General features: G+C 64.5%; 23 protein-coding genes and 3 tRNA genes. 16 read left to right on the forward strand and 10 right to left on the reverse strand.

The features are described 5' to 3' along the window. Positions 1-14: 14 nt before the first annotated feature. The 6 genes from OIT41_RS06595 (at position 15) to OIT41_RS06620 (ending at position 6,546) form a co-directional block, all read left to right on the forward strand. Positions 15-1,121 carry a sensor histidine kinase gene (locus OIT41_RS06595; protein WP_241707892.1) on the forward strand — a complete coding sequence of 369 codons (1,107 nt, stop codon included), beginning with the start codon at positions 15-17 and terminating at the stop codon, positions 1,119-1,121. Beyond that, the gene (locus OIT41_RS06600) at positions 1,118-1,729 is read left to right on the forward strand and encodes a response regulator (protein ID WP_241707891.1); all 612 of its coding nucleotides are present in this window, start codon (positions 1,118-1,120) and stop codon (positions 1,727-1,729) included. The genes OIT41_RS06595 and OIT41_RS06600 overlap by 4 nt, the downstream gene beginning before the upstream one ends. Positions 1,730-1,787: 58 nt before the next feature. Continuing rightward, positions 1,788-2,969 (forward strand): tRNA dihydrouridine synthase DusB, encoded by a 1,182-nt coding sequence (dusB, locus tag OIT41_RS06605; RefSeq protein WP_241707890.1) that lies wholly within the window; start codon positions 1,788-1,790, stop codon positions 2,967-2,969. Positions 2,970-3,082: 113 nt separating this feature from the next. Beyond that, the gene (locus tag OIT41_RS06610) at positions 3,083-4,393 is read left to right on the forward strand and encodes a deoxyguanosinetriphosphate triphosphohydrolase (protein ID WP_370873900.1); all 1,311 of its coding nucleotides are present in this window, start codon (positions 3,083-3,085) and stop codon (positions 4,391-4,393) included. A gap of 60 nt (positions 4,394-4,453) precedes the next feature. Then, positions 4,454-6,412 (forward strand): DNA primase, encoded by a 1,959-nt coding sequence (dnaG, locus tag OIT41_RS06615; protein WP_264637613.1) that lies wholly within the window; start codon positions 4,454-4,456, stop codon positions 6,410-6,412. A gap of 61 nt (positions 6,413-6,473) precedes the next feature. After that, positions 6,474-6,546: transfer RNA gene (locus OIT41_RS06620), tRNA-Asn, on the forward strand. A 123-nt stretch (positions 6,547-6,669) separates the two neighbouring features. On the opposite strand, the gene OIT41_RS06625 is transcribed toward OIT41_RS06620, so the two are convergent. Then, a complete protein-coding gene (locus tag OIT41_RS06625) occupies positions 6,670-7,440 on the reverse strand; it encodes an MBL fold metallo-hydrolase (RefSeq protein WP_264637614.1) in 771 nt (256 codons plus the stop codon). A gap of 227 nt (positions 7,441-7,667) precedes the next feature. Between OIT41_RS06625 and OIT41_RS06630 the strand changes: the two genes are divergently transcribed. Then, positions 7,668-7,740, forward strand: a tRNA-Asn gene (locus OIT41_RS06630). A 107-nt stretch (positions 7,741-7,847) separates the two neighbouring features. On the opposite strand, the gene OIT41_RS06635 is transcribed toward OIT41_RS06630, so the two are convergent. From OIT41_RS06635 to OIT41_RS06645, 3 genes are read right to left on the reverse strand one after another with little or no spacing between them, the layout of a single operon-like run. Continuing rightward, on the reverse strand, positions 7,848-8,255 hold the full coding sequence (locus OIT41_RS06635) for a hypothetical protein (protein WP_078105782.1): 408 nt from the start codon (positions 8,253-8,255) through the stop codon (positions 7,848-7,850). 58 nt (positions 8,256-8,313) lie between these two features. Further along, positions 8,314-8,493 carry a glycine zipper domain-containing protein gene (locus tag OIT41_RS06640; RefSeq protein WP_241707887.1) on the reverse strand — a complete coding sequence of 60 codons (180 nt, stop codon included), beginning with the start codon at positions 8,491-8,493 and terminating at the stop codon, positions 8,314-8,316. A 43-nt stretch (positions 8,494-8,536) separates the two neighbouring features. Beyond that, the gene (locus OIT41_RS06645; protein WP_264637937.1) at positions 8,537-9,766 is read right to left on the reverse strand and encodes a multidrug effflux MFS transporter; all 1,230 of its coding nucleotides are present in this window, start codon (positions 9,764-9,766) and stop codon (positions 8,537-8,539) included. Positions 9,767-9,942: 176 nt separating this feature from the next. Between OIT41_RS06645 and OIT41_RS06650 the strand changes: the two genes are divergently transcribed. The 6 genes from OIT41_RS06650 to OIT41_RS06675 all read left to right on the forward strand — a co-directional run bounded on the left by OIT41_RS06650 (position 9,943) and on the right by OIT41_RS06675 (position 14,617). Further along, positions 9,943-10,788, forward strand: coding sequence for a phage holin family protein (locus tag OIT41_RS06650; RefSeq protein WP_264637615.1), 846 nt, complete (start codon positions 9,943-9,945; stop codon positions 10,786-10,788). 50 nt (positions 10,789-10,838) lie between these two features. Next, positions 10,839-11,462, forward strand: a complete 624-nt coding sequence (locus tag OIT41_RS06655; RefSeq protein WP_264637616.1) for a CDP-alcohol phosphatidyltransferase family protein — start codon at positions 10,839-10,841, stop codon at positions 11,460-11,462. Further along, a complete protein-coding gene (locus tag OIT41_RS06660) occupies positions 11,462-12,367 on the forward strand; it encodes a DMT family transporter (protein ID WP_078105778.1) in 906 nt (301 codons plus the stop codon). The genes OIT41_RS06655 and OIT41_RS06660 overlap by 1 nt, the downstream gene beginning before the upstream one ends. A 110-nt stretch (positions 12,368-12,477) precedes the next feature. Next, complete coding sequence (locus tag OIT41_RS06665) at positions 12,478-13,674, forward strand: glycosyltransferase (protein WP_264637617.1); 1,197 nt, start codon at positions 12,478-12,480, stop codon at positions 13,672-13,674. A gap of 102 nt (positions 13,675-13,776) precedes the next feature. Next, positions 13,777-13,850, forward strand: a tRNA-Ile gene (locus tag OIT41_RS06670). A gap of 464 nt (positions 13,851-14,314) precedes the next feature. Further along, positions 14,315-14,617, forward strand: coding sequence for a DUF4193 domain-containing protein (locus OIT41_RS06675; protein WP_078105775.1), 303 nt, complete (start codon positions 14,315-14,317; stop codon positions 14,615-14,617). A 245-nt stretch (positions 14,618-14,862) separates the two neighbouring features. Here the strand turns inward: OIT41_RS06675 and OIT41_RS06680 are convergent, their stop codons facing one another. Further along, positions 14,863-15,972 (reverse strand): ATP-binding protein, encoded by a 1,110-nt coding sequence (locus OIT41_RS06680; protein ID WP_241707882.1) that lies wholly within the window; start codon positions 15,970-15,972, stop codon positions 14,863-14,865. Between the two features lie 823 nt (positions 15,973-16,795). Between OIT41_RS06680 and OIT41_RS06685 the strand changes: the two genes are divergently transcribed. Together OIT41_RS06685 and OIT41_RS06690 are read left to right on the forward strand one after the other, a co-directional pair. Further along, the gene (locus OIT41_RS06685) at positions 16,796-16,978 is read left to right on the forward strand and encodes a hypothetical protein (protein WP_264637618.1); all 183 of its coding nucleotides are present in this window, start codon (positions 16,796-16,798) and stop codon (positions 16,976-16,978) included. 308 nt (positions 16,979-17,286) lie between these two features. Then, entirely contained in the window at positions 17,287-17,619 is a 333-nt protein-coding gene (locus OIT41_RS06690) for a DUF4913 domain-containing protein (RefSeq protein WP_078105772.1), read from the forward strand. A 119-nt stretch (positions 17,620-17,738) separates the two neighbouring features. Here the strand turns inward: OIT41_RS06690 and trxA are convergent, their stop codons facing one another. From trxA to OIT41_RS06720, 5 genes are all read right to left on the reverse strand, one after another. Next, positions 17,739-18,191 carry a thioredoxin gene (gene trxA / locus OIT41_RS06695; protein WP_264637619.1) on the reverse strand — a complete coding sequence of 151 codons (453 nt, stop codon included), beginning with the start codon at positions 18,189-18,191 and terminating at the stop codon, positions 17,739-17,741. A gap of 1,517 nt (positions 18,192-19,708) precedes the next feature. Beyond that, complete coding sequence (locus OIT41_RS06705) at positions 19,709-20,932, reverse strand: redoxin domain-containing protein (RefSeq protein ID WP_264637620.1); 1,224 nt, start codon at positions 20,930-20,932, stop codon at positions 19,709-19,711. Beyond that, complete coding sequence (locus OIT41_RS06710) at positions 20,929-21,849, reverse strand: cytochrome c biogenesis CcdA family protein (RefSeq protein WP_241707878.1); 921 nt, start codon at positions 21,847-21,849, stop codon at positions 20,929-20,931. Before OIT41_RS06710 ends, OIT41_RS06705 begins: the two co-directional genes overlap by 4 nt. Before the next feature lies 1 nt (position 21,850). After that, the gene (locus tag OIT41_RS06715) at positions 21,851-22,885 is read right to left on the reverse strand and encodes a cytochrome c oxidase assembly protein (RefSeq protein WP_241707877.1); all 1,035 of its coding nucleotides are present in this window, start codon (positions 22,883-22,885) and stop codon (positions 21,851-21,853) included. Positions 22,886-22,887: 2 nt separating this feature from the next. Next, the gene (locus tag OIT41_RS06720) at positions 22,888-23,397 is read right to left on the reverse strand and encodes a MarR family winged helix-turn-helix transcriptional regulator (RefSeq protein WP_241707876.1); all 510 of its coding nucleotides are present in this window, start codon (positions 23,395-23,397) and stop codon (positions 22,888-22,890) included. A gap of 47 nt (positions 23,398-23,444) precedes the next feature. Here OIT41_RS06720 and OIT41_RS06725 point away from each other — a divergent pair, with 47 nt between their 5' ends. Continuing rightward, positions 23,445-25,247: a chloride channel protein gene (locus OIT41_RS06725; protein WP_241707875.1), complete on the forward strand. Its 1,803-nt coding sequence runs from the start codon at positions 23,445-23,447 to the stop codon at positions 25,245-25,247. Positions 25,248-25,291 lie beyond the last annotated feature (44 nt).

Below are 25,291 nucleotides of genomic sequence, written 5' to 3' on the forward strand. Positions count from 1 at the left end.
CCAGGGTGGGCAGCATGACCAGCAAAGCCATGTTCCGTGGTCCCGGGCCACGGGGCTGGTTCATCGGTGCGGGACTCTCCATCCTCCTCTGGGCGTGGCCGACGTGGAACATCGTGTGGTCCGTGGACGAGCCGCTGGCCTGGAAAATGGCGGCGTCGGCGTCGTTGATCGTGTTCTTCGGTGCCTACGTCTTCCTGCCCCAGGTCAGTTGGCGCCTGGGCGTCCGCGCCGGCATCGTGTCCGTCTGCATCCTGCTCGCGCTGAACGGGCTGATGGTCCTCATCATCGGAAGGGAAGCCTTATGGACCTGGACGTTCCTCGCCTGCGCCATCGCGATGACGTCCCTTCCGCCGCGCACCGATTTCTTCCTCATCGTCGCGTTGGCCCTCGTCTCCTTCGCCACGCAGCTGGTGACGGGCAACGGCGAGCAGGCCCTGCTCCAGGCCGGGATCATCCTGTCCCTCGGCCTCATGATGTCCGCCTTCGCCCGGCTGATCCGGCAGACAGCACGGCTCAGGGAAGCGCAGACTGAACTGGCCGACGCAGCCGTGGCGGCGGAGCGCAGCCGCGTGGCCCGGGACATGCACGACATCCTGGGGCATTCCCTGACGGTCATCGCCGTGAAGGCCGAGTTGGCGGGCAGGATGCTGGAAACCGTCCACGGCGACCACCCTGCCCGGGACCGGGCGGCCGCCGAGATCTCCGCGGTGCAGGACCTGGCCCGGGGTGCGCTCGCCGACGTCCGGGCCACGGTGGCCGGTTACCGCGGCGTCAACGTCCTGGCGGAACTCGCCGTCGCCCGGACGGCCTTGGAATCGGCCGGGATCGACGCGGAATTGCCGGGAACCGTGGAGCAGGTTCCGCCACGCCACCGGGAGCTCTTCGGCTGGGTTCTGCGCGAAGGCATCACCAACGTCGTGCGGCACTCCGGTGCCGCGCGCTGCCGCGTCCAGTTGACGGCGTCGAGCGTGCTGGTGGAGGACGACGGCGTCGGACCGGCCTCCGGGGGCCGCTCCGGGAACGGACTGGCCGGGATCCGCGAACGCGTGGGTGCCGCCGGGGGAACGGTAAACATTGGCCCAAGTGACCTGGGAGGGTTCAGATTGGCGGTGGAGGTATGAGCATCCGATTGGTGATCGCAGATGACCAGGCACTCGTGCGCGGGGCACTGGCCGCTTTGCTGGGCCTGGAGCCGGATATCGAGGTGGTCGCCGAACTGGGCGACGGGACAGGGGTGGCGGCCGCCGTCGTCGAGCACTCCGCGGATGTGGCGATGCTCGACGTCGAGATGCCCGGCCTCGACGGGATCAGCGCGGCAGCGGCCGTGCGGCGGGCCGCACCGTCGTGCCGCGTCCTCATGGTCACCACGTTCGGGCGGCCCGGCTACCTCAAGCGCGCCATGCAGGCCGGCGCCGCCGGATTCGTTGTCAAGGACACGCCGGCGCGGCAATTGGCCGAAGCGGTGCGCCGCGTCCATCAGGGGCTCAGGGTGGTGGACCCCGTGCTCGCCGCGGAATCCTTGACCGCGGGGGACAGCCCGTTGACCGAACGTGAGGTGGAGGTGCTCAAGGCAGCGTCCGACGGCGGCACGGTGGCCGATATCGCGAAGTCGGCGATGCTTTCCGAAGGGACCGTGCGGAACTACCTGTCCGCAGCGATGGCCAAGACCGGCGGACGGACCCGTGCCGAGGCTGTGCGGATCGCCGAAGACAACGGCTGGCTGCTCTAGCCAGCGCCGCGAGAACGGACGGGCCATCCGATTTGCCCCGCTTTGAGACAATGGACGGGTGACTGTAGTAGCAACGCCCCCTTCGCCCAAGCTCGAACTGCCCCCGCTGCAGCTCGGCCGGATCACCGTGGACACCCCCGTGATCCTCGCGCCGATGGCCGGAATCACCAACTCGGCTTTCCGCCGGCTGTGCCGTGAATACGGCGGCGGCCTGTACGTCGCGGAGATGGTGACCTCCCGTGCCCTGGTGGAGCGCACCCCGGAATCGTTGCGCATCATTTCCCACGACGATGATGAAAAGGTCCGTTCCGTGCAGCTGTACGGCGTGGATCCTGTCACCGTGGGCCAGGCCGTGCGCATGCTCGTCGAAGAAGACCGGGCGGACCACATCGACCTCAACTTCGGCTGTCCCGTGCCCAAGGTCACCCGGCGCGGCGGCGGCTCCGCACTGCCCTGGAAGATCGACCTTTTCACCTCCATCGTCCAGACGGCCGTCAAGGAAGCGTCCAAGGGCGATATCCCGCTGACCATCAAGATGCGCAAGGGCATTGACGAGGACCACCTCACGTACCTCGACGCCGGACGCATCGCCCGCGATTCCGGCGTTGCCGCCGTCGCGCTCCACGGCCGCACGGCCGCGCAGTTCTACTCCGGCCAGGCCGACTGGTCCGCCATCGCGCGCTTGCGTGAGGCGCTCCCGGACATTCCCGTCCTGGGCAACGGCGATATCTGGTCCGCCGAAGACGCCGTCCGCATGGTGCGCGAAACCGGGATCGACGGCGTCGTGGTGGGCCGCGGCTGCCAGGGCCGCCCGTGGCTCTTCGGCGACCTCCAGGCCGCGTTTGAGGGAAGCGATCACCGCCATCGTCCCGGGCTGCGCGAAGTGGCCGACGGCGTCTACCGCCACGCCGAGCTCATGATCGAAACCTTCGGCAACGACGAGTACAAGGCGCTGCGCGAGATCCGCAAGCACATGGCCTGGTACTTCAAGGGCTACGTCGTGGGCGGGGAACTGCGCGCCAAACTGGCCACCGTGCCGACCCTCGAGGTACTGCGCGAACTGCTGGACCAACTGGACATGGACTTGCCGTATCCGGGAACGGACTCGGAAGGCCCGCGCGGGCGTGCGGGTTCCCCCAAGAAGCCGGCGTTGCCCAAGGACTGGCTGCTCAGCCGCCAGATGGACGCGGACCAGACCCGCGATATCGCCGCAGCCGAACTCGACGTCTCAGGCGGCTAGGGCGCGGCCCGGACCGGCGCGTGCACGCGCACGGCCCGAGTCGTGGAAAACTTGCTGCATAGGCACCGGCTGAAGAGACACCGGCGCACGGCAAGCGGAGGAGGCAGATACCCATGGGAACTGAAGCGATGTCTGCAGCACGCCCGGCCGAAAACGCAACGGGCATTCCAGGCTATGTGGAAGCCGACTCGGCACGCTGGGTCCAGGAACCCCGCAAGAACACCTACCGCTCGGACTTCGAGAGGGACCGGGCAAGGGTGCTGCATTCGTCAGCACTCCGGCGGCTCGGGGCGAAGACCCAAGTGGTGGCCCCGGACACCGACGACTTTGTCCGCACCCGCCTGACGCACAGCCTTGAAGTGGCCCAGGTGGGCCGCGAGTTGGGCCGCGCGCTCGGTTGCGATCCGGATGTTGTGGACACGGCGTGCCTGAGCCACGATCTTGGCCACCCGCCGTTCGGGCATAACGGGGAATCCGCGCTCAACGAGGTAGCCCACGGAATCGGCGGCTTCGAGGGCAACGCCCAGACCCTGCGCCTGCTGACCCGCCTTGAGCCCAAGGTCCTTGCCGCCGACGGCCGGCCCGCGGGCCTGAACCTGACCCGCGCCAGCCTTGACGCCGCCTCCAAGTACCCGTGGTCCGCCGTCGACGCCCCCGTCATCCACGGGCAGCGGAGCAGCAAATTCGGTGCCTATGAAGACGATCTGCCCGTGTTTGCGTGGCTTCGCGACGGAGCGCCGGGCAACCGCTCCTGCATCGAGGCCCAGGTGATGGACCTGGCCGACGACATCTCGTACTCCGTCCACGACGTCGAGGACGCCATCGTTGCCGGCCATTTCCAGCTGAAGTGGCTGGACAATCCGGACCACCGGGCCCGCGTGGTGGGGTACACCAAGCAGTGGTACTTGCCCCACAATGATCCCGCTGAAATCGACGCTGCGCTGGCCCGCCTCGAAGCCACCAGCGTGTGGGTGCGTGAGGCCGACGGCAGCCGGAAGTCGATGGCCGCGCTGAAGGACATGACCAGCCAGTTGATCGGCCGGTTCTGCCAAAGCGCCTTGGAGACCACGAGGGCGCACTTCGGCCCGGACCACCTCACCCGATACGCCGCGGAACTCATGGTCCCCGAGGACACGGTCACCGAGATCGCGGCCATGAAGGGACTTGCCACGACGTTCGTGATCTCCACTGACCATCGGCAGCCCGTCTATGAGCGCCAGCGCGAAGTCCTGCACGCCCTCGTCGGCGTGCTGAACGCGAGCGGAGACCGGCATCTTGAACCGATGTTCGCCGCGGACTGGCGGGACGCGCCCGACGACGGCGCCCGTCTTCGCGTCGTCATCGACCAGGTGGCGTCGCTGACGGACGCTTCGGCGCTGGCGATGTACGAACGGCTTGTAGGCAGCCTGCCGTCGCTCTGGTAGGCCCCGGGCGACACCGACGGCGGCCCACGGTTGCCCGTGCGGAGCGACTAGGATGGTGACGTGGCTGGCCTGATCAAACGTGAAGATATCGACGAAGTACGCCAGCGCACCGATATCAAGGAAGTCGTGGACGGCTACGTCACCCTCAAGGGCGCAGGCCTGGGCACGTTCAAAGGTCTCTGTCCCTTTCACGACGAGCGCTCGCCGTCGTTCACAGTCCGTCCCCAAGTAGGCCGGTACCATTGCTTCGGCTGCGGAGAAGACGGCGATGCCATTTCCTTTGTCCAGAAGATGGATCACAGTTCCTTCCACGAGGCCGTGGAGAAGCTCGCTGCCCGGATCGGCTACGAGCTTCGCTATGAAGACGGCGGCACAGGTCCCAACCGCGAAGAGGTAGGCAAGCGCCAACGGCTGCTCGATGCCCACAAGATCGCTGATGAGTTCTTTCGTGCCCAACTTCTCACTGCGGGTGGCGCCGAGGGCCGGAACTTCCTCCACGGCCGCGGCTTCGATCGGACCGCGGCCGAACAGTTCGGCGTCGGCTATGCGCCACAGGGTTGGGACTCGCTCCTGAAACACCTGCGGGGACGCGGATTCACGGATGCTGAGCTGAAGCTGACGGGGATGTTTTCCGAAGGCAACAGGGGCATCTACGACCGCTTCCGGGGCCGGCTCATCTGGCCCATCCGGGACATCGCCGGCGACACCATCGGCTTCGGTGCCCGCAAGCTCTACGAGGACGACCAGGGCCCGAAGTACCTGAACACTCCGGAGACCGTGCTCTACAAGAAGTCCCAGGTCCTCTACGGCATCGACCTCGCCAAACGGAACATCGCCAAGGACCGGCAACTGGTGGTGGTGGAGGGGTATACGGACGTCATGGCCTGCCACCTTGCCGGCGTCGGCACCGCCGTGGCCACCTGCGGTACGGCCTTCGGCACAGACCACATCAAGATCGCGCGCCGTTTGCTGTCCGACGACGGCACCGGGGGTGAGGTCATCTTCACCTTCGACGGCGACGCCGCCGGGCAGAAAGCGGCATTGCGCGCCTTTGAGGAGGACCAGCGTTTCGTCGCCCAGACCTATGTTGCCGTGGAACCTAGCGGAGCCGACCCCTGCGATTTGCGCCAGCTCAAGGGGGACGCGGCCGTCCGGGACCTGATCGGCACCCGCCGGCCCCTCTTCGAATTCGCCATCCGGGCCTCCCTTAAACGCCACAACCTGGACACCGTGGAAGGCCGGGTGGCCGCCTTGCGGGAGTCCGCCCCTGTCGTGGCCCAGATCAGGGATTCCGGCATCCGTCCGGCCTATGTGCGGGAGTTGGCGGGCTGGCTCGGCATGCCCATCGAGGAAGTCAGCCGCGCAGTGGGCCTGGCCGCCAAACGTGCCGCCTCGGGCGTACCGGCAACGGGCACCGCGGGAACTGCGGGCACTCCAGGAACGCCGGGGCACGGGCAGGGCACGCAGCCGGGCCAAGCCGGCCAACCGGCGGCAGCACCGCCGTCGGACGCCCACATCGCCTTCATGCGGCCGGATCCCCGGGATCCCATCGCCGCCATGGAGCGGCAGGCGCTCGAAGTGGTCATCCAGAACCCTGCCGTCCTTGGGGGCGAGGCTGCCCTTGGCGGCGGAGCCTGGGAACGGTTTGAGGCCTGCCACTTCGTCACTCCTGCCTACTCAGCTGTGCACACCGCCATCCGGGCTGCCGGGCTGGTCCACGCGGGGGACCCTGTGGCCTGGGTGGAAGGGATCCGGCAGGAGGTTCCGGAGCCGCTCCAGGGCCTGGTTTCCGAGCTTGCCGTGGTTCCATTGCCCGCCAGCACGCCCGAAGCGCTTCAGCGGTATTGCCGCGACATTTTGGCCCGGCTTTTCGAGCTGCAGATCACCAGGGTCAAAGCGGACAAGATGGGCCAGTTGCAGCGCCTGGACGCCTCGGCCCAGCCGGAAGAGTTCCAACGCCTCAACCGGGAACTCATGCAGCTGGAAATGCAGCGCCGCGCCCTGCGCATGGACAGCTAGGGCCTCCCCGGCGCCGATTTCGTTTCCCGTCAGCCCTTTGTTAGGCTTGTACACGCTTCATTCCTCCGTAGCTCAATTGGCAGAGCATTCGACTGTTAATCGAAGGGTTACTGGTTCAAGTCCAGTCGGAGGAGCTTTACTCAAAAATCCCCGTCCTCAGCAGAGGGCGGGGATTTTTGGCGTCTATGTGTCGGACCGGGTCTTCCACTCGTCCACTCAGGCTGCGGTGCGCGTACCCGGCCGGAAGGGCCGCCGACTCAGCCGAAAGGGGAGTACGTGCCGTCAGAGACGAGCTCGATTGTCCCGTCGGGCACGCTCATCAACGGTCCATGGCCCGGGAGGATCGTTTCGGCGCCCAACTCCCCGAGTATCCCTATGCTGGCCACGGTCTGCGCCGGGAGGTGATGGAAGACGGCGGGCAACAGCTGTGGCCCGCAGGCCGGACTGACGGCGTGGCCTGTGACGAGCGCGTCCCCGGTGACCACGGCTTTGGCTGAAGGGATGAAGAAAGACGCGTGGCCGCTGGTGTGCCCTGCCGTGGCAATGATCCGGGGAGATCCCGGGAGCGCGTCCAGGGTGTCCGGGGTCATCGCAGCGACGCCCGGGACCGCGACGTCGGACAGGCCCCCGGATCGGACGGCGTGCAGGGCCCACGCGCCGACCCTGGGCCGGAGCATCCGCACACCGAGATCCTTGATGGTGACCTGCTCGAGGACCTCCCGGCGGATGTTCGGCAACTCCGCCTGGGACGCGAATACCGGAATGCCCATTGCGGATATTCTCGCCGCATTGCCGATGTGGTCAGAGTGGCCATGCGTCAGGAGAACTCCGGCGGCATTTTCCATGGCCAGTCCCAGGAAATTCACGCTGGATTGGAGCAGCGGCCAGTTCCCGGGATAGCCCGTGTCAATGAGGGTGAATTCTTCGCCCCGCGTGAGGATGGTCCAATTGACTGCCGGGCCTTGGACGAAAAAGACGTCCTCGGCAACTTCCTTCACGTTGTCCTCGGCTGACCAGTTCTTCGACATGCTTCCTTCTGTTCCTGTGCGTCACGGATGCGCCGTGGACGCACCTCGCGAGCCCCGTGCGCGGATCGTGAGCGCCTCGCGCGCGCCGGACCATCCTATCCTCGGGGAGGGAGTCGGCATGGCACCATCGAAGATACCCGGGAGGGGTATCTTGCCGTCCTTCCCGCAGTGCCCGGGGCTCGATTTCACTTGAGGCAAAACCTTTGCTAAAGTCATAACCGCTTCATTCCTCCGTAGCTCAATTGGCAGAGCATTCGACTGTTAATCGAAGGGTTACTGGTTCAAGTCCAGTCGGAGGAGCGCGAAAGGCCCCGCACCGGTTTTATCTGGTGCGGGGCCTGTTTTTTGCTTCGTTTTGCCTGATTTTGCGCGATTATTCGAACGGGCAGAATTCCGCCGTCACGACTTCAGACAAAGTCCATCTCCACCTGGAGGAACCTCGCTGCCTCAGCCACGGCGGACTGGAAGGCGTCATCTTCGGTGGGCGGGGTCCGCGGTTCCCTCGGGTGCCATTCGTGGGCGGCGGAGTGGACTCGGGTGAATCCGCCCCCTGGGGGTGCGTAGAAGATTCCGAAGCGCTGGACAGGCCATTCGGGAGAGGTCTCGGGAGCCACGAGCAGGGCCGCGCCGTTGCTCGGATTGAACCATTGCGCAATCGGGCGGCGGCGGTCCTCCGTGAAGAGGCCGGCCGCATAGAGGGCTGCCGATTGCGGGCTGGTCACCGTGCATAGACGATCCCACCACAGCGGCAGGATGCCATCATCCTTGCGCTGCCATGGAGCTGGAATAGGCTGCAGTTCCTGCCAACGGGGCACATCTCAACTTTATCGCCGGGCCATGACCGGCAACAGGCCCCGCAGCAACGGAAGGCCCCTAGTCCTTTTTCCACGGCCCGGGATTGATCCGGTAGAGGAGTGCTGAACCGATCACCGCGCCCAGCAGGGCTCCGAACACAGGGTTTCCGGCCCCGCGGCCCAGCAGGAAGCCGACGACGGCGCCAAGCATCGCTCCGAGGAAAAGGCCCCTGCCGTTGCGGTGCGGTTTGCGCGTCATGACTTGAGCCTACTTCGCCTTGCGGACGGCCCGCCGTCGAACATCAGTGGATGGAGGGGACGGACCGCGGCCGCACGACGAGCCACAGCGCCGCCACGGCGCCTGCGAGACACACGGCCTGGACGGCACCCATGGGAATGGCTGAGCCGACTCCAAGCCAGCCGACCACGGGCGGGATGATTCCGGCCATCAGGAAGTTGGAGGCACCCAGCAGGGAAGCTGCCGTCCCGGCCTGTGCACCATGGTTGGCCAGGGCAATCACCTGGACGCAGGGGAACATGAATCCGGTGGCGAGGATGTAGAACCACAGCGGGACCATGACGCCCCATAGGCCGAAGTGGAGCAGGTCGAACACCACGATCAACACTGCCATCAGCAGCATCCAGACTGTGGCAAAAGCGATGATCCATTGGGGTGCCACCCGTCGGATAACCCTGGAACTGATCTGGACGCCGGCGACGATGCCCAGCGAGTTGACACCAAACAGCAGGCCGTATTCCTGAGGTGAGAAGTTGTAGACCTGTTGGAACAGGAAAGTGGACGCGGAAAGGTAGGCAAACAGGCCGCCGAAGTTGAACCCGCCTACGAGGAGCATCCCGACGAAAATCCGGTCGGCGAACACGGCCCTGTAGCGTTGGGCCGCCGTCGAGGTCGTCTGCCGGCGGAGCTCAGCGGGATACGTTTCCCGAATGAGGAACACTGCGGCAATGATTACCAGGAATCCGTAGCTCGCCAGGAAATAGAAGATCCCGGGCCATGGCACTACCAAAAGCAGTTGTGAACCGATGATCGGAGCCAGGATGGGCGCCAGGCCATTCACCAAGGACATCCGGGAGAACATCCGCACCATCGCATAGCCGGCGAAGAGGTCCCTGACCATGGCCATGGCCACCACGCCCCCGCCGGCGGCACCCACGCCCATCAGGACGCGGAACAGGGCAAGCGTGCTGATATCCGTGGACAGCGCTGCGCCGAGGGAAGACCCGATGTGCAGTGCGGTGGCCAGGATCAAGGGCATGCGGCGTCCGAACTTGTCGCTGAACGGGCCCACCACCAATTGACCGATTGCGAAGCCCACCGTGGTGCCGGTCAGTGTGAGTTGGATCGCAGCCGCTGATACGTCGAAATGACGCTCGAGGGCGGGAAACGCCGGTAGGTAGAGATCCACGGTAAATGGACCCAACGCGGTCAAGGCGCCAAGCAGCAGGATATAGAGGAGTTTTTCGCGTCGACTGAGGGAATCGCCCGGTACAGGGGGAGTGTTCACGATTATCAATCCTATGTGCCACAGATCATATTTATCAGCGATAGCGGGGCGCGCCGCAGGCCTGTCCCGGAAGTTGAGGCTGAGGCTGAATGGTAGTTTTGTGGACAGGTGCGCGTGGGCGGTTGTCATCGTGTGCGTGCAGGAGCGGGTAGGAGCAAGAAGGAAGCAGTGAGGCGGGACCTATGAGTGGACGTCACAGCGGCCGGGCCGGCCAACGCCCGGGCATTTCGGCGTTGCCGAATACCCTGAAGCTTGCAGCCCGGCTCGCGCCGAGGCAGCTCAACGACGAAATCAGCTTGGCCAAGCTCGAGCTCAAGGGCAAGGGAAAGCACCTGGGAGTTGCCGGCGCGTTCGTTGGCGTTGCGCTGGTCTTTTTGTCCTTGCTTGTCATTGCCCTGGTGGTGGCGGCAATCTTGGGCCTGGCCACCGTCATGCCCCCGTGGCTGGCTGCGCTTGTGGTGGCGGCGGCGTTCCTTGTGATCATTCTCATCGGAGCCCTTGTCGCCTTCCGTGCGTTCAAGGCGGCCATGCCGTTGGTACCCGAAAAGACCATGCGGAGCATCAAGCACGATCTGGGCATAGTCAAGGAGGGTACGTCGTTCGACGCGAGCGTCCTTGACCCGTCGTCGGAGGCATACAAGGCGGCGGAAGCAGCGAAGGCCGCTGCGGCAGAGAAGGCCAAGGCCGAAAAGGCCGCCAAGGAAGAAGCACGCAAAGCCGAGCAGCCCCCCGCCCCGAGCGAAGCCGAGCTGCTCCGCCGTCTGGAGCAGCGCCGTGAGCATCTCGCCGACGTTCGCGATCAGCTCGGCGTCGAGCTCGACGTCAAGACCCAAGGAAAGGTCCTCCTCGACGTTGCGGGGCACAAGTTCGACGACGGACGCCGGTTCGCTGCCGACAAGTTCACAGATTTCAGTGAGAAGGTTCCGGCCGGCTTGCCGGAACGGCTCGCCGCGCGCTGGAAGGCGCTATTGCTCTTCGCCGCTTCCGCCACGGTGGCCGCAGTCGGCCTACGGAAGCTGTTCAAGTAATCGGGACGGCAATCACCAGCGTCAGCTGCGGACTACGGAAAGGGGGACAGGTGAAGTTCATCGGTGCAGGCGCACGCCGGGGCCAGCCACAGATCGACCACGATCTCATCTTCACCGTCCCCAATTTCCTGACTGTCTTGCGCTTCATGGGCGTCCCGCTGTTCGTGTGGCTGGTGCTCTGGCAAAGGGAATACGGTTTCGCGGTCCTGGTTCTTGCCATCATGGGCGGTACCGACTGGGTGGATGGCTACGTCGCACGGCGTTTCAACCAGACCTCCAAACTGGGCCGCATCCTCGATCCCGTCGCAGACCGCCTGGCACTCATCACGGTCGCTGTCACGCTCGCCATCGCCGGGGTGGTGGATTGGTGGTACCTGGCCGCCCTGGTGGTGCCCGACGTCGTCCTGGCCACAGCCTCGTTGTTCTATTTCCATAGCCACCCCGACCTCCCGGTGAGCCGGATCGGGAAGATCCGCACCGCGTTCCTGCTTCTGGGCACGCCCCTCCTGGTCCTCTCCAAGCTCGCGGTTCCCTTCGCCGGTGTCTATTTCGTGATCGCCTGGATCTGCCTGGGCTTGGGTCTGGCAGGACACTGGGTGGCGGCCTACAACTATTTCTGGGCAATCCTCCGCAAGGGCAAAGAACTCAAAGCCCACGACGGCGGCCGCAGCTGATGGTCTGGTTGGCAGTCCTTCTTGCGGTGCTCGGCGCCTTCTGCCTTGCCATTGGGGCCCAGCGGCAGGGCAGCGCGGTCAAAGCCGATACCGGTGGCCTCGCCTTGAGTTCCCATGGTTTCCTGAGGCTCCTCCGAAATCCGCGCTGGATGTTCGGCCTTCTGCTCCTTGCCTTGGGCATGGGCATGAACGCCATTGCGTTGGTGTCGGCACCCTTGACGGTGGTCCAGCCCATCGGCGCCATCGCCTTGGTCATCACCACGGTGGTCAACGCGAAGGACCAGGGACTCAGCATCAACCGCGGCACCGTGGTGGCGATCTCTGCCTGCGTGACCGGCTCGGCAATGTTCGTCCTGTTGGCCGTCAACGCCACCCAGGAGAACCATCACGTCAGCGGCGAGGACGAAATAACCATCGTGCTGCTGTTGACCCTCGCCGTCGGGCTCTTCGGAACCTTGGCCGTCATGTTCCGTCACCGCCTGAGTGCTTTCGTGTACATCCTGGGAGCCGGGGTGCTGTTCGGATTCGTCGCGGTCCTGACACGTATCATCGGCCGGCACCTGCTGGACCCCAACGGGCACTTTCTGCTCAATGTGCAGTGGTACACCGTGGTCGCCATTGCCGCGGCAGGCGGCCTCGGCTCCTGGTTCGTGCAGAGTGCCTACTCGGGCGGCCCGCCGGATTTGGTGATCGCAGGGTTGACCGTGGTGGACCCCATTGTCGGAATTGCCATCGGGATCGCAATTTTGGGTGAGCTTCGTCCCGATGTCCACGCCGTGCTTGCAATCGGCATGGCTGTGGCCGCTTCCCTTGCTATCGTGGGGGTTATTGCCCTGAGCCGGCACCATCCGGAGGTCACCAAGCGAAAGCGTGACGCGAAGGCGGCTGCAAGCCGGAAGGCCTAGGGCAACGTTCGACAACCGTGCCCCGCACACCCGCGGCAGGCAACCGGCGAAGACACCGCAGGGCCAGGCTTTTTGCGATGTTCGCACCGTGACCATCAGGAGTTCTCCACGTGACCGTTCCCGAAACCAACAAACCCCTCACCATCCTGATTGCGGCCGAGACCTACCGCCCGCAGGTCAACGGTGCTGCTCAGTTCGGGTACCGGCTTGCCAAAGGCATGAAGGCGCGCGGACACAATGTCCATGTGCTGGCCTGCCGGGCGGACAACGGCAAGAGCTTCACCGAATTCGGGGATGAAGGCACGATCCACCGCCTGAAGTCCCACGGAGTCTTCACGCACGAATACTTCCGCATCTGCTACCCCTGGGAAATCAAGAACGACATTCGGCTGCTCTTCGACAAGGTCCAGCCCGACGTCGTTCATATCCAGAGCCACTACTCGATCGGCGAGCACGTTCTCTACGAGGCGAAGAAACGCGGCATCCGGATCATCGCCACCAACCACTTCATGCCCGAAAACCTTAATCCGTTCCTGCCGTTCCCGCAGTGGTTCAAGGACATCATCGGGCGGGTGTCGTGGAAAGACATGGGCAAAGTCATGGGCCAGGCCGACGTCGTCACCACCCCCACGCCGCTCGCTGCGAAGGCCATGCACCAGCACGCTTTCCTTCGCAAGGTCCTGCCTCTGTCCAATGGTATTGACGCAGCCGCTTATGAACTTGGGCCGGGCGAAGAGATCGAGCGGAATCCCGACCCCACCGTTCTCTTCGTCGGCCGCCTTGCTGAAGAAAAGCATGTGGACGTCCTGATCGATGCGGTCGCCAAGACACCCGCCGAACTCAAGGTGCATCTTGAGATCGTCGGCGGCGGCGAGGTCCGTCCCGCATTGGAGGCACAAGCCAAGCGCCTGGGCCTGAGCGGGCGGGTCAAGTTCCTGGGGCTCGCAAGCGATGAGGAACTCAGGAAGGCATACCTTCGAGCTGATCTGTTCTGCATGCCCGGAACCGCCGAACTGCAGTCCCTCGTGACGCTCGAGGCGATGTCGGCGTCGACGCCGGTTCTTCTCGCCAATGCGATGGCCCTGCCGCACCTTGTGCGCGACGGCGAAAACGGACACCTGTTCACGCCAGGGGACAGCAACGAGCTGGCAGCCAGGATCACAGAGCTTTTCCGCCTGCCGGCCGGCGAACTCGAAGCCATGGGCAAGGCGAGCCGCGCCATGGTGGAACCACACAGCATCCAAGGCACTCTCCAGACGTTCGAGGACCTCTACCGCGGAGCGGGCTACGAGGACAAGGTCATCTAGCCACGCGGATCGGCTTGACCCCAGCTTGGCGTTGGGAGCCGAATAGTTTTGCTAGAGTGTTTTGGCCGGGAGGACGCTGACAAGGCGGCCCCTGGCCGACTCGGGGCTATAGCTCAGCTGGTTAGAGCGCGGGACTCATAATCCTAAGGTCCTCGGTTCAAGTCCGAGTAGCCCTACCGAAAAGAGCCCCTGAGCTGCGGAAACGCAGTTCAGGGGCTCTTTTTACTTTTGGGGTTCCAAGGTAGCCACCCACTGGAAACGTTTTGAACTAATTGCCGAACGCCTCGAGCAGCGAGGTGTTATCCGGCGCCTCGTGTGTCTTCTGGAGGTAGTGCTTCCTCGTCATGTTTTCGCTCGAGTGGATTTCACGGACGAGGACGAGGACCTCGCGGTCGCCGAGAAGCCGGGCCGGTCCTGGTCTGCGCGCTCGGACACAAGGGCGCCGTCAACGGCATCCTTGTACTGGCCCGCGCCGAAGGCGCAGCCGGCTGGGGCGTGCTTTGAACCGATAGTGCAGTTGAGCGGGCCGGTCGATGGTGCCAAGCCGATCGTCGACCGAGGGAACGAGTGCATCGTGGTGAACGTTTCAGAGTCGTCAGAGTGACGAGTTTCAACGACCGTAAGGAATGAGAACCAACAAGTGGCAACCGACTATGACGAAGTCCGTTCCGACGTCAAGGAATCCCAAGACCGCTCCCTGGAGGCTCTGCAGTCCGCCGCCGCCCCGGATGCCCGCAGCGTCGTCAACGAACTCGACGAAGCTGATGCCCTCGATGAGGGCCTCACGCCAGGCGGAGAATTTATCTCCGAAGAGCTGGTCGTCCAAGTAGTTCCTCAAGCGGAAGATGAGTTCACCTGCTACTCCTGTTTCCTGGTTCGGCACCGGTCCCAACTCGCTCGTGAAAGCGACGGACACGCATACTGCATCGAGTGCGAGGGCTAAGACAGTCCCCTTTATGGCCTGAGCGTGGTTGTGCTTGGGGACACGCTCAGCCTTCCCAGCAAACCTCAAGGCGGCCCGGGGAAGATCTTCGTGGAGCTTCGGTCAACCGCTATTTGACCGGGGCTTCGCTCATTCCGGGAGCCGGTCGCTGGCGAAATACCGTCTTTCGTGGGTGCTTTCCCAATTTGCTCACTGTCGTGTCGGTAGTCCAGAGCGCTTTTGACCACGGGAGTATCCTTACGGACTCAGGAGCCGGGGTTCTTGCGGAGGTACTCCCGCAGCCCAGGAATGGCGTAGTCAACCTTTCCGTGCCCGGTTGATTCGACGAGTCCTGCATCGATGAGGCGGTTCCTGTATTTCGCAACCAGGGTTGGTCGGGACCCGGTTCGGTGAATGATGTCCGCGGTCGTCGACGGCCCGTCATCGGTGGACATTGCATGGAGGAATTCGCGGTCCTTGGCTGAGGCGGTTGCGAGGGCTGCTTCGATGACAACGCGTTCGTTGCGCCGGATGCCGGCGGCGATCGCTCTGTCGACTGCGTCGGGGGAGAGCGGGCCGTTTTCCTTCTCAGCTTCACGCCAGAGGAAGTAGCCGATGAGTTGGATCAGGAAGGGGTAGCCGCCCGTGGCAGCTGCTGCCTTCTGGATCTGTTCCGGCGGGATACTGATGCCAGCGGCGGCGAACGTGCCGGTGTAGGACTTCTCGACGTCGCGCACGGCCGGGGCATGCAAGTCGATTTTGTCGGCCCTTCGAAGGAATGTCGCTACACCTTCGTTCAGCAGGTCTGATACCGCTGAGGGCAATCCCGCGAAGATCAACGCGATGGGCAGCCGATCCTGGATGAAGTGCTGAACGTTGGCAGCAAGCTGGGCAAGCTCGGCGCGGTCAGCTGCGTGAATCTCATCCACCGTGATCAGCAGGCCCGTGCCATGTTCGTTCAGGAGCGCCAGCAGAGCTTCTCCCAGTTCCCGCCAGTCGACCTGGCGTTCGGGTGTCAGCTGCGAGGTGATGCTGAAGCCGGCGATCGATAATCCTGTGATGCGGCGGCGCGATTCGGGCTGGTCGGCCAGTTCCTGAGTCAATCTACGCATCTTCTCCCCAATGCGGCCCATGAACGCAGTGGTGGCAGTCTCGGCGATGACGGCCCATCCGTGTTCGCGGGCAACGTCGTGGGCTGCGCCGAGCATGACGGTCTTGCCGATGCCTCGGGCGCCGGTGAAGATGGACAGCAAGCCTGGCGCGCCCGAGCCAAGTTCCAACCCGTACTCGAATTCGTCCAGAAGCCCGGAACGGCCGATGACCTCGGGTGGTGTGGCGCCGGCCGTGGGTCGAAACGGGTTCTCCGTCGTGGGCACGCTACTTCCTCCAGGAAACAAGTGAATCGGGGTGAATTTGGTTAATTTGGCGAGTATGGTGAGTTTGGTGAATAACCAACATGCTAGCCCATTTGATCTTCCTTGGGCGTTGATGCGCGGCACACTCGATCCGTTCCTCGGCGCAGAGAATCGGCATGCCGGCTCTCCTCTTCACACGCGGCACGAGGGATGTAGCGCGTGGGCCGCTGGCCGGCGTCAGCGGAGCCGCCCAACGGCCAACCAACTTGTGGACATGGCCAAAACACGGGGGAGGCATCAGTCACCTGAATTGACGGGGCGGAAGGTCCTCAGAGCCCGCACCCCAGCTGGACGTCAGGTGATTGGTGTGGAGCTGTCAGAATAGGGCTCATCGCTTCCTTCTCTGGCAACGACTTGTGAAACTCCTAGACCCCAGCCTGACATCAAGTGTCGCAATTCCAGACGTTCCCCGGCAGGGGGAACGTCTGGAAATAGCTGGACTCGGCAACGAAAAAGTTGCCGAGTCCAAAATATGTTCAGTCCTTCGCTCTAACCAACTGATCCTAAGGGCTAAGGAGGTCGCGATGACAGGATCCCCGAACTCCTTCCGGGCCTCTACCGTGAACTGAAAACAACAGCGTTGCGAATGTGCTTTCGCGTCTCGACTATCAAAAGCTCATTGGGGACCCAGGGCGAATGATGGAAGTTGCAGCCAGGGTTCAGTCGCAGCAGTTCCGCACCCCAGAAGAGAAGTCCGGCGAGGTGGCGAGGTCATTCTCTTCTCACTGCTCGAGGGGCAGTTCTAACTGAGGAGTTGGACGAGGAAAGACTCTTAGCCCTGGCAGTGATCTTGCTGCCGTCGGCCGACGGCGGGGACGACGCCATCAAGAAGCACAATACGTTCGGAATTTTTGTGGGCTTTGAGATTGATGTGACTGACCTGAGCGGGGAAGATATGGAGCTTGACGAGACTGAAGCCGAGTTGAAAAGCGCGCGACAGACGCGATCGCGGCCCAGCGCGAAGTGATTGGAAACGAGATCACGAAGCGCGGCACAGATGACAAACTAGCGGGGATCCAAAAGATCCGCTTCGATACGCAACCGGCTAAGGGGTGCCCGACCACCGGCGGCACGTCCCTGCTGCTTCTTCTGGCCAGTACCGAGGATCCACTGCCTTGCCTGCGAATCTCTTATTGCTTCCTTCCGGCGGCCAGGTTCTGAGGATCTCGAATGGCTGCCATCGGTTCTCGCGTCTTCTTTCCGATCCCGAGATGTATCACCATCACGGTGTGGTCGGTGCTTAGGAATGGGGTGTCGTTGATGGGAGAATAGCCCATGTTCTATTCAAATGTTGCCGAGTTTGTCAGCGACAATCTGGCCACAACCTATCGCAGGAAGTTCATTGTCGGCGGCGGTGTGATTTGGTGCCCGCAATGGTGGAAGCATGCCGAAGCAATCAGTCGTTTGGATGCATTGTGGCGTGCGTGGGAATTCTTGCGCCTCGACGAAACCACAGGCATGAGCGTGTGGTGGCGCGACCACGCGGACCATCACATGTCGGTGCTGCTCTCGGTTGACGGCCCGTTCAAGGGGTGCAGCCCGGACGGCGGCCATCTTGCCGAACTCGATCCCCTGCCGTGCGAGGAACCCCTGCCCGGATGGTTTTGATGCCCGGCTATGGCCCGGGACGGGTTGATCGAGCCTGCCGGACGCCGCTGTAATGGGCGTCTGGAAGTACGTCGCTGAGGTTTGGGCCGTTTCCAGATCGCGGACCCGGTCCTGCAGACTCAGCCACTCTTGCTGACTATGTGATTTTGGGAAAGAACGCCATTAATCCATGAGCGCAGGGCTGCTGCCGGTGCGGCCCCGGCGCGGCACGCGAGGACCTTTCCGCCGATCAGGATCATGAGCGTGGGCACCGACTGAATGCCGAAACGCCAAGCCAGATGGGGGGAGTTGTCCACGTCGACTTTGACGAGTTTCACCCTTCCGGCCCGTTCCCGCGCCAATTGATCGAGCACCGGGCTGACTGTCCGGCACGGGCCGCACCACACAGCCCAGAAGTCGACAAGTACCGGAAGAGTTGCCCCCTCGGCGACTTCGGCGAAGTCGCCGTCGCTGGCGGCAACGATCCAAGGCAACAACTGATGGCAGTGCCCGCATCGCGGCTGGCCGCCGGCGCTGGACGGAACCCTGTTTGACTTTGCGCAGTGCGGGCAGACGGTGATGTTTTCTGTCATTCCTGCCGGCTTTCAGACGGCGGGCCGGCCGGAACAACGAGGTCAGTATTGGCATGGGATCTTTCCCGATGCTGTGCTCCCGCTTCGCGCGCGCAATGCTCGCAGCAATAGATTCCTTCGTCGGTCTCGACGCCGTGTCCCAACAACCGGCAGCCACAATGTTCGCACGCCGGTGCCATCATATGGATGGCACATTCGAAGCTGTCGAACGTGCCCTTTTGGTCAGCCCTGGTGACCGTGAAAGTCCTTGGATCGTCGTTTCCACAAACGTCGCATCGTGCCATCGTGGTGTCCTTTCATTGTGACCGTGGAACCGGCTTCGGCATTAGGTCCGAAAAGAGGCCCATGCCCAGTATCTGCCGTGACCCATCCGTGCTGTAGGGGCGAAAGGCCCCGACGATGAGCCATTGTTGGGGTTGACGGGTCAGAGTAATTCGCCAGGCGGTAGGTTTCGCCGCGGCAGAAGCTGACCAGGACGGTCAGGACCGGCATTCGACTCTGGCCGGGCAAGTCCCCGATGTGGGGCGGCGAATGTCGGCTTGTGGGGCTCAGGAGTTGGACGTTGAAGGGTAGTACTAGGGGAAGCCCCACCAGCAATGCTGAAGGGGCTTCGACTGTTTTGATTCTGTTATGACGAACATCATCTCCCGAACTTGCGGAGTCCTGGTGCTTCCTGCCTCGTCACCGGCAGACCAAGGCGGATCAGATCCACTGTGTGTTCCAGGGTTCCCCTGTTGTCCGTTCCCGTTCTTCTTTCGAAGAACGTACTAACAGTGTTACGCCTGATTTTCTGGTGACGCAAGAGCCAAATTTCCCAGTGTCGGCGTCCTTTATGAACGGTCGCTTGAGCCCCGCGGCTAATGTCGCTCCGGGACCGCCCTGCAGTCTTACCCGCAGAACCTGCAGGTACCTTCGCGATCTCGCTAAGAGAAGGCTCGGACATTCTCATGTCCTGAACAACCCGGCGTCATCTGATGGTTACCTGCAGGCGCTCTTAGTGTACGACCGGGCCAGCCACTCCAACAGGGGCCAAGGTCCCCCTGACGGGCGGACTGTTCTCCTGGGCGACGCCTGTGGAGCCGTGTCGCTTCTGGCTGGCCAAGGCGGCTCGCTCGCTATCGCCGGTGCCGCGCTGCCGCGGGACATCGTGGGACCGGTGGCCTCGCGCAGGCGGATCGGGCCGGCCCTGCCGGAATTCGAGCGACGCTGGCGGCCTGTGGTGGAGGCGGCCGGGAGGCGCGCCGTCTCGTTGTTCCAGATCTGCTGTTCCGTTCCCTTGAAAGGAACGCGATGTTCCCCAGAAGGAAAAGCAGCAAGGCAACCCACCACCAGCCGTTGTAGGGCGATCGGGTGCGGCTCGAGGAAAAGCAGAACAGAATCAGCAGGCTCAGAGTCACCACCCCAGGAGCGACCCGCAGGGTTGTTACATCGAGGACCAGGTGTGGCCTTATCGGAACCGCATCGCCATGGGGGCTCCTGCCGCTGATTGAGCGATCCATGCCCGTGCGGGCCTGTCGTTATTGTGGGTTGTTTTCCAGGGTGTGCAGGACGTATTCGAGCTGTTCGGCGGTGAACGTTCCGGGGTGGCGGACGAGCAGTGTTCCGTCCGGGGCGATGATGGCGGTGAACGGCAGGCCTGATATTTGGTAGGCCCCGGCGGTGGTTCCGTTGGTGTCGGCCAGCAGCGGGTAGGTGGTGCCGCTGCGTGCGGCCAGGTCCGTTGCCTGGCCGGCTGGGTCTGCGACGTCGATGCCCAGGAATGCTGTGGAGGATCCCAGGTCCTGGTGGGCTTGTTGGAGATCGGGCATTTCCTGCGTGCAGGCGGTGCAGGTGCTGGCCCAGAAATTGACGACCGTGTATTTGCCTTTCGTTCCGTCCAGGGAGGTCCGGGTTCCTGGGTTGCCCAGCCTCGGCAGGGTGAAGCCGGGGGCGGCTTGCCCCAGTTCGGCGGGTTTCGCCGCGGTGGCACTGGAGGATGCGGGCCCGCCGACCGTGGCACCGGGACGTCCGGGAACGAGGTCCACGGCCATTTGGGCCATGCCGTGGGCGAAGAGGGCCGTGTTCGCGGATTCGGTGCCGAATTGCCCGATCGCCGCTTCCTTGCCTGCGGGATTGATGAAGAACAGTTCGGATCCGTGGACAACGTCATGGGTCTGCGGGTCGACGCCTATCGGTACGTGGTATTTCGCGGCCACGGCCGTGAGTTGATCGGGAGTTCCGGTGCCGAAGACCCAGTTGGTCTCGGAGGCGAGTCCATGGTCCTCGGTCCAGGCCTTGACGTCCCCGACCGCCGGATGCGCAGTGTTGGCGTTGATGGAGAGGAAGACGACGTCGGCCGCGGCAGCGCCCAAGTCGCGGTTGGCCTCGGTGACGTCCTGGGCCAGGAGAGTGCACAGGTCCTGGCATTGGCCGTCGTTGAAGGAGAGCACGACGGACTTTCCACGGTATTGGGAGAGGCTGACTGGCTTGCCGTCCTGCGCGGTGAGGGTGAAATCCGGGGCGTTATCCAGCGGGGGGTGCAGAACGTCCAGCTGCAGGAGTCGGGCCGTGGCGGCGTCGATGCCCGGTTCGACCGTCACGGGGGCCGGGGTGGCCGCCGTCGTGCCTGGCTTGGACGGGGCCACCAGGAAGATTCCGGCAACGGACGCGGCGATGGCGAGGCCGGCAATGGCCCAGATCGCGGCTGCGATCAGCCGGCGCCTGTTCGTGGCTGGATCGGTGGATGGCGGGGCGGTTCTCATGGTCCGGTGTTCCCTTTCTCCTGTTGGGACGTGGTCGTTGGTGCTGCAGGTGGATGCTGCGGCGCTGGTTGAGGGTGCGGCTCGGTGAGGATCCGGCGGATGATCAAGGCGATCGGGCCGAGCACGAGGACGCCCAGCACCAGCGCGGACAGGGCCGGTGCCGCGCCGATGAGGGAGGCAAGCCAGCCGGAAGCTCCTTGAACGGAAGCCGTGACGGTCGAGACCCCCACCGGATCCAGCAGCTCGGTCAGCCAGTAATAGGCCAGATAGGCGCCCGAGAGGGTCAAAGTGATTCCCGAGATCAGCCCAAGCCAGCGTCCGGCGGCCCCGATGCGCCGCACTGCGGCGGCGCCAAGGACCATCGCGACGACGGCGGCGGCGGTGACGAACAAGGCCATGCCTAGCGCGTAGGCAAGGTAGCTCAGGAGTCCGCCGAAGAAGCCCTGGCCGGTGAATGACCCGGCGACCGCGGCCAGGAACAGCGGCAGCGAGCAGCTCAGGGACCCGGTCGCGTATGCCACCCCGTAAAGGGCCATGGCCAGAATCGACCTTCCGGCGCGCATCCGCGGGGCGGGAAGGCGCAGGACCGGTGGGTGGCCGAACAGGGTGGACACTCCGGCGACGGCCATCAGCAGGCCCACTGCGGCCATGATCGGAGGCAGCCAGCCTGTCGCGAGCCGGGCCCCGGCTTCGAAGAGGAACCCGAGGACGCCGAACACCACCGCGAACCCTGCGCTGACACTGGCCCCGGCGAGCAGGGCCCGGGCCGTCCCGGATCCCAGGCGGCCGGGACGGTTGCCGCAAAACAGTGCGAGGTAGGCCGGGAGCATCGGGAATCCGCAGGGGTTCACGGCAGCGACGAGCCCGAGCGTGAATGCGTACAGGACCGCTCCTGCGCCGGTGCCGGAAGGAGTCATGTCAGCGCCGGCCCCCGTTGCGGGTCTCCAGGGAGAGGAGGTAGGCGTTGTAGTCGGCAAGTTCGGTGTCGCCTTCACGGGACGCACGTCTCTCTGCGGCCCCGGTGGTGCGTTGGTCCGATTTCTGCCATTTCACCACGAGCACCCCGAGGACAAGGAGGGTGGGAAGTTCGGTGAATCCCCAGGCGATGCCGCCGCCGGCGGCCTGGTCAGCCAGCGGAGACACGTGCCAGCCGGGCATCGGCATCGCGTAGAACTTCACCAGCAGCGTCGTGGACATCATGACCACAACCCCGAAAAAGGCGTGGAAGGGCGCGGTAGCGGCCAGTTCGAGCACGGGCAGTACCGGCCCGGCCTTGGCGCGCAGCCCGCCCCGGGCTTTCCGCGGGGAGGGGTCGACGCCGATGATCCCCCAGAAGTAGAGGAATCCGATGAGTAAAAAGTGGACGAGCATCAGGTTGTGCCCCCACCAGGTGCCCATCAGGTAGTCGAAGACGGGTGTGAAATACAGCCCGTACAGGCTGGTGATGAACAGGGCGAACGTCACGGCCGGATGCATCAGGACGGCGGCGCCCCGGCTGTGCAGGACCCGCAGAACGATCCTGCGGACACGGCCGCGCCGCCCCGGCCCTGCCGGCAATGCCCTGAGCAGCAGGGTCACCGGGGCCCCGAGGACCAGGAAGACCGGGGCGAGCATGTTCAGGACCATGTGCTGGACCATGTGGATGCTGAACAGCTCCATCCCGTAGCCCTCGATCCCGGTGGCGGTGACGAGCAGTACGGTCGCCGTCCCCAGAAGCCACCAGATGATCCGGGCAGGCGGCCAGCGCACACCCCGGCGGAAGAGAATGAAGACGCCGAGGCCGTAAAGGACCAACAGGACCAGGACGAACAACGGCAGAAGGGGGACGGGCTGGGGGTGCCAGGCCAGCACGCGTTCCAGCGTGGGTGGCGGGTCCGGCATCCACATGGGCCCGGTCATCGCTGCTCCCGGATCCCCGGCACCGGGGTCCGGCATGGCGGCCAGCAGCGCCACCCCTAGATCCCCAGGATGAGGGTCTCGTCCGCGGAGGGCTCCCCGGCGGCACGGGCAAAAACCTCAAAACCTGCACGGACCGCGTCCAGATCCGGGCCGGAGAGATCCTGAAGAACCAAGGAGATCTCGCGCCGGCGCGCATCCGTGACTTCGGCGTAGACCCTTTCGCCTTTCTCGGTGAGGGAAATGATCACCTCGCGCCGGCTGTCGGGGCTGGCCGCGCGGGCGATCAGACCGCCGGCGACCATCCTGTCGGCGAAACGGCTGAAGCTTGACTGCTTCGCACCTACATGCTGGGCCAGTTCACCCATGCGCAGCGGACCGAAGTTCGACAGGATCACCAGGACCCGGAACTGGGGCAACGTTACCGTGTCCATCACCGGCGCCAGGGACCGGGCGATCACCCCCAGCAGCGCCCGGGAGGCTGTCAACGTGCTCTCGAGGGCGGCGTCGTCCCGGTGCCTGGTCCGTGCATCACCGGAGGGTCCGACGGCGTTGGTGGTATTCTTCATACTTGTCATAGTACATATGTTGTGTCACGTAATGAATCGGAGTTTCCTTGACCGCGCAGCCCGCTCATTCCAGTCGCTGGTTCCTGCCCGGCCGGGCGGCTGTGTTCCGGAGGACATTGGCGCGCTCCTCCTACCAGCTGGTGGCCATGGCTGTCGTGGTGGGTGCCGGGGCCGGGTTCGCGGCTGTCGGGTTCCGCTGGCTGATCACCGCGGCGACGTTGTTCTTTAGCGGCACCACCGACTACTCGGCCGCTCCGGGTGGCAGTGCCCATCCGTGGGTTCCGTGGCTGGGAGGCGCCTTCGTCGTCCTGGCCCCGGCGGCCGGGGGCCTGTTGTACGGGCCGCTGGTGAAGCGCTTCGCCCCGGAGGCCCGGGGCCACGGCGTCCCGGAGGTCATGTATGCGGTCAGCCAGCACGGGGGCCGCATCAAGGGCAGGGTCGCCGTCGTCAAGGCGCTGGCTTCGGCGATCTGCATCGGTTCCGGAGGATCCGTGGGCAGGGAGGGGCCGATCGTGCAGATCGGTTCGGCCCTGGGGTCCTGGCTTGCCCAGACTCTCAGGCTGCCCGAATCCAGGGTCCGGACCCTGGTGGCCTGCGGAGCCGCCGGCGGGATTGCCGCGACGTTCAACGCCCCCATCGCTGGGGTGTTCTTCGCCCTGGAGCTGCTGCTGGCCGATTTTGCCGCCGGCGCGTTCGGCGCCGTGGTCCTGGCCTCGGTCACCGCATCGATCATCGGCAGGACCTTCCTGGGGAACCAAGCGTTCCTCCAATTGCCTGCCTTCAGCGTCTCCTCGGGGGTCGAGTATCCGCTCTTCATCCTGCTGGGCCTGCTGGCGGCCGTTACCGGCATCGGCTTCACCCGGATCCTGTACAAGATCGAGGACCTGTGCGACTGGGCCTGGCGCGGCCCGGAGTGGCTGCGCCCGGTCGCGGGCGGTCTGCTGCTGGGGTCGCTGCTGCTGGTGCTGCCGCAGATGTACGGGGTGGGCTACCCGGTCCTCCAGGCCGGGGTGGCAGGCAGCTACGCGGTCGGTTTTCTGCTGCTCCTGCTCGTGGGCAAGATCGTCGCTACCAGCCTGACCATAGGTATCGGCGGATCCGGGGGCGTGTTCGCCCCGTCCTTGTTCATCGGAGCCATGCTTGGCGCCGCGTTCGGCGAGGTTGCCGGTTTCCTGGATCCGGCCCTGCACGGCCAGGTGGGGGCCTTCGCCCTGGTCGGCATGGGTGCCGTGTTCGCCGGCGCAGCCCGGGCACCGATCACGGCGGTACTCATCATGTTCGAACTGACCGGCGAATATTCGATCATCCTGCCCCTGATGCTGGCCATTGTGGTCGCCTCCGGAGTGTCCAAGGCCCTGTCCAGGGACACCATCTACACGCTCAAGCTGCGCCGCCGCGGGATCGACCTCGAACGGCACCCCGGCACCGAACTGCTGCGCAGCATGAACGTAGGAGCCATCATGGACACCGGGCTGCAGCCGCTGCCTTCGGACATGGCCGTCACCGAAGGAGCACGAAGGCTGCTCGCCGAGGGACACCTGGCCTTGCCGGTCACGGACCGGGAAGGATTATTGAAGGGAATAGTGACCGTGCACTCCCTCTCCGAAGTCCTCAGCAACGACGAGGACGCGGAGCGGATCCTCCTTTCGGACGCCGCCGAAATGCCCGCTACCGTCCTGCCCGGCGCGAGCCTTGAATCCGTTCTCGACACCCTGCTGGACTCCTCGGCCAGCGCAGGAACCCCGGTAACTGATGACGACGGCATCCTCCGGGGCTGGCTGGACCAGACCTCGGTCCTGCGTATCCTCTCAGGTCCCGGCGCGACCGGATCCACCCTTCCCGGAAAGTAGTCGTCTTATCGCCGAGTCGGCCTACGGTGCTGTGCCGCGGATAA

Origin of the sequence: Arthrobacter sp. YA7-1, from assembly GCF_025960325.1 — a bacterium.
GTDB classification, from domain to species: Bacteria; Actinomycetota; Actinomycetes; order Actinomycetales; family Micrococcaceae; genus Arthrobacter; species Arthrobacter bambusae_A.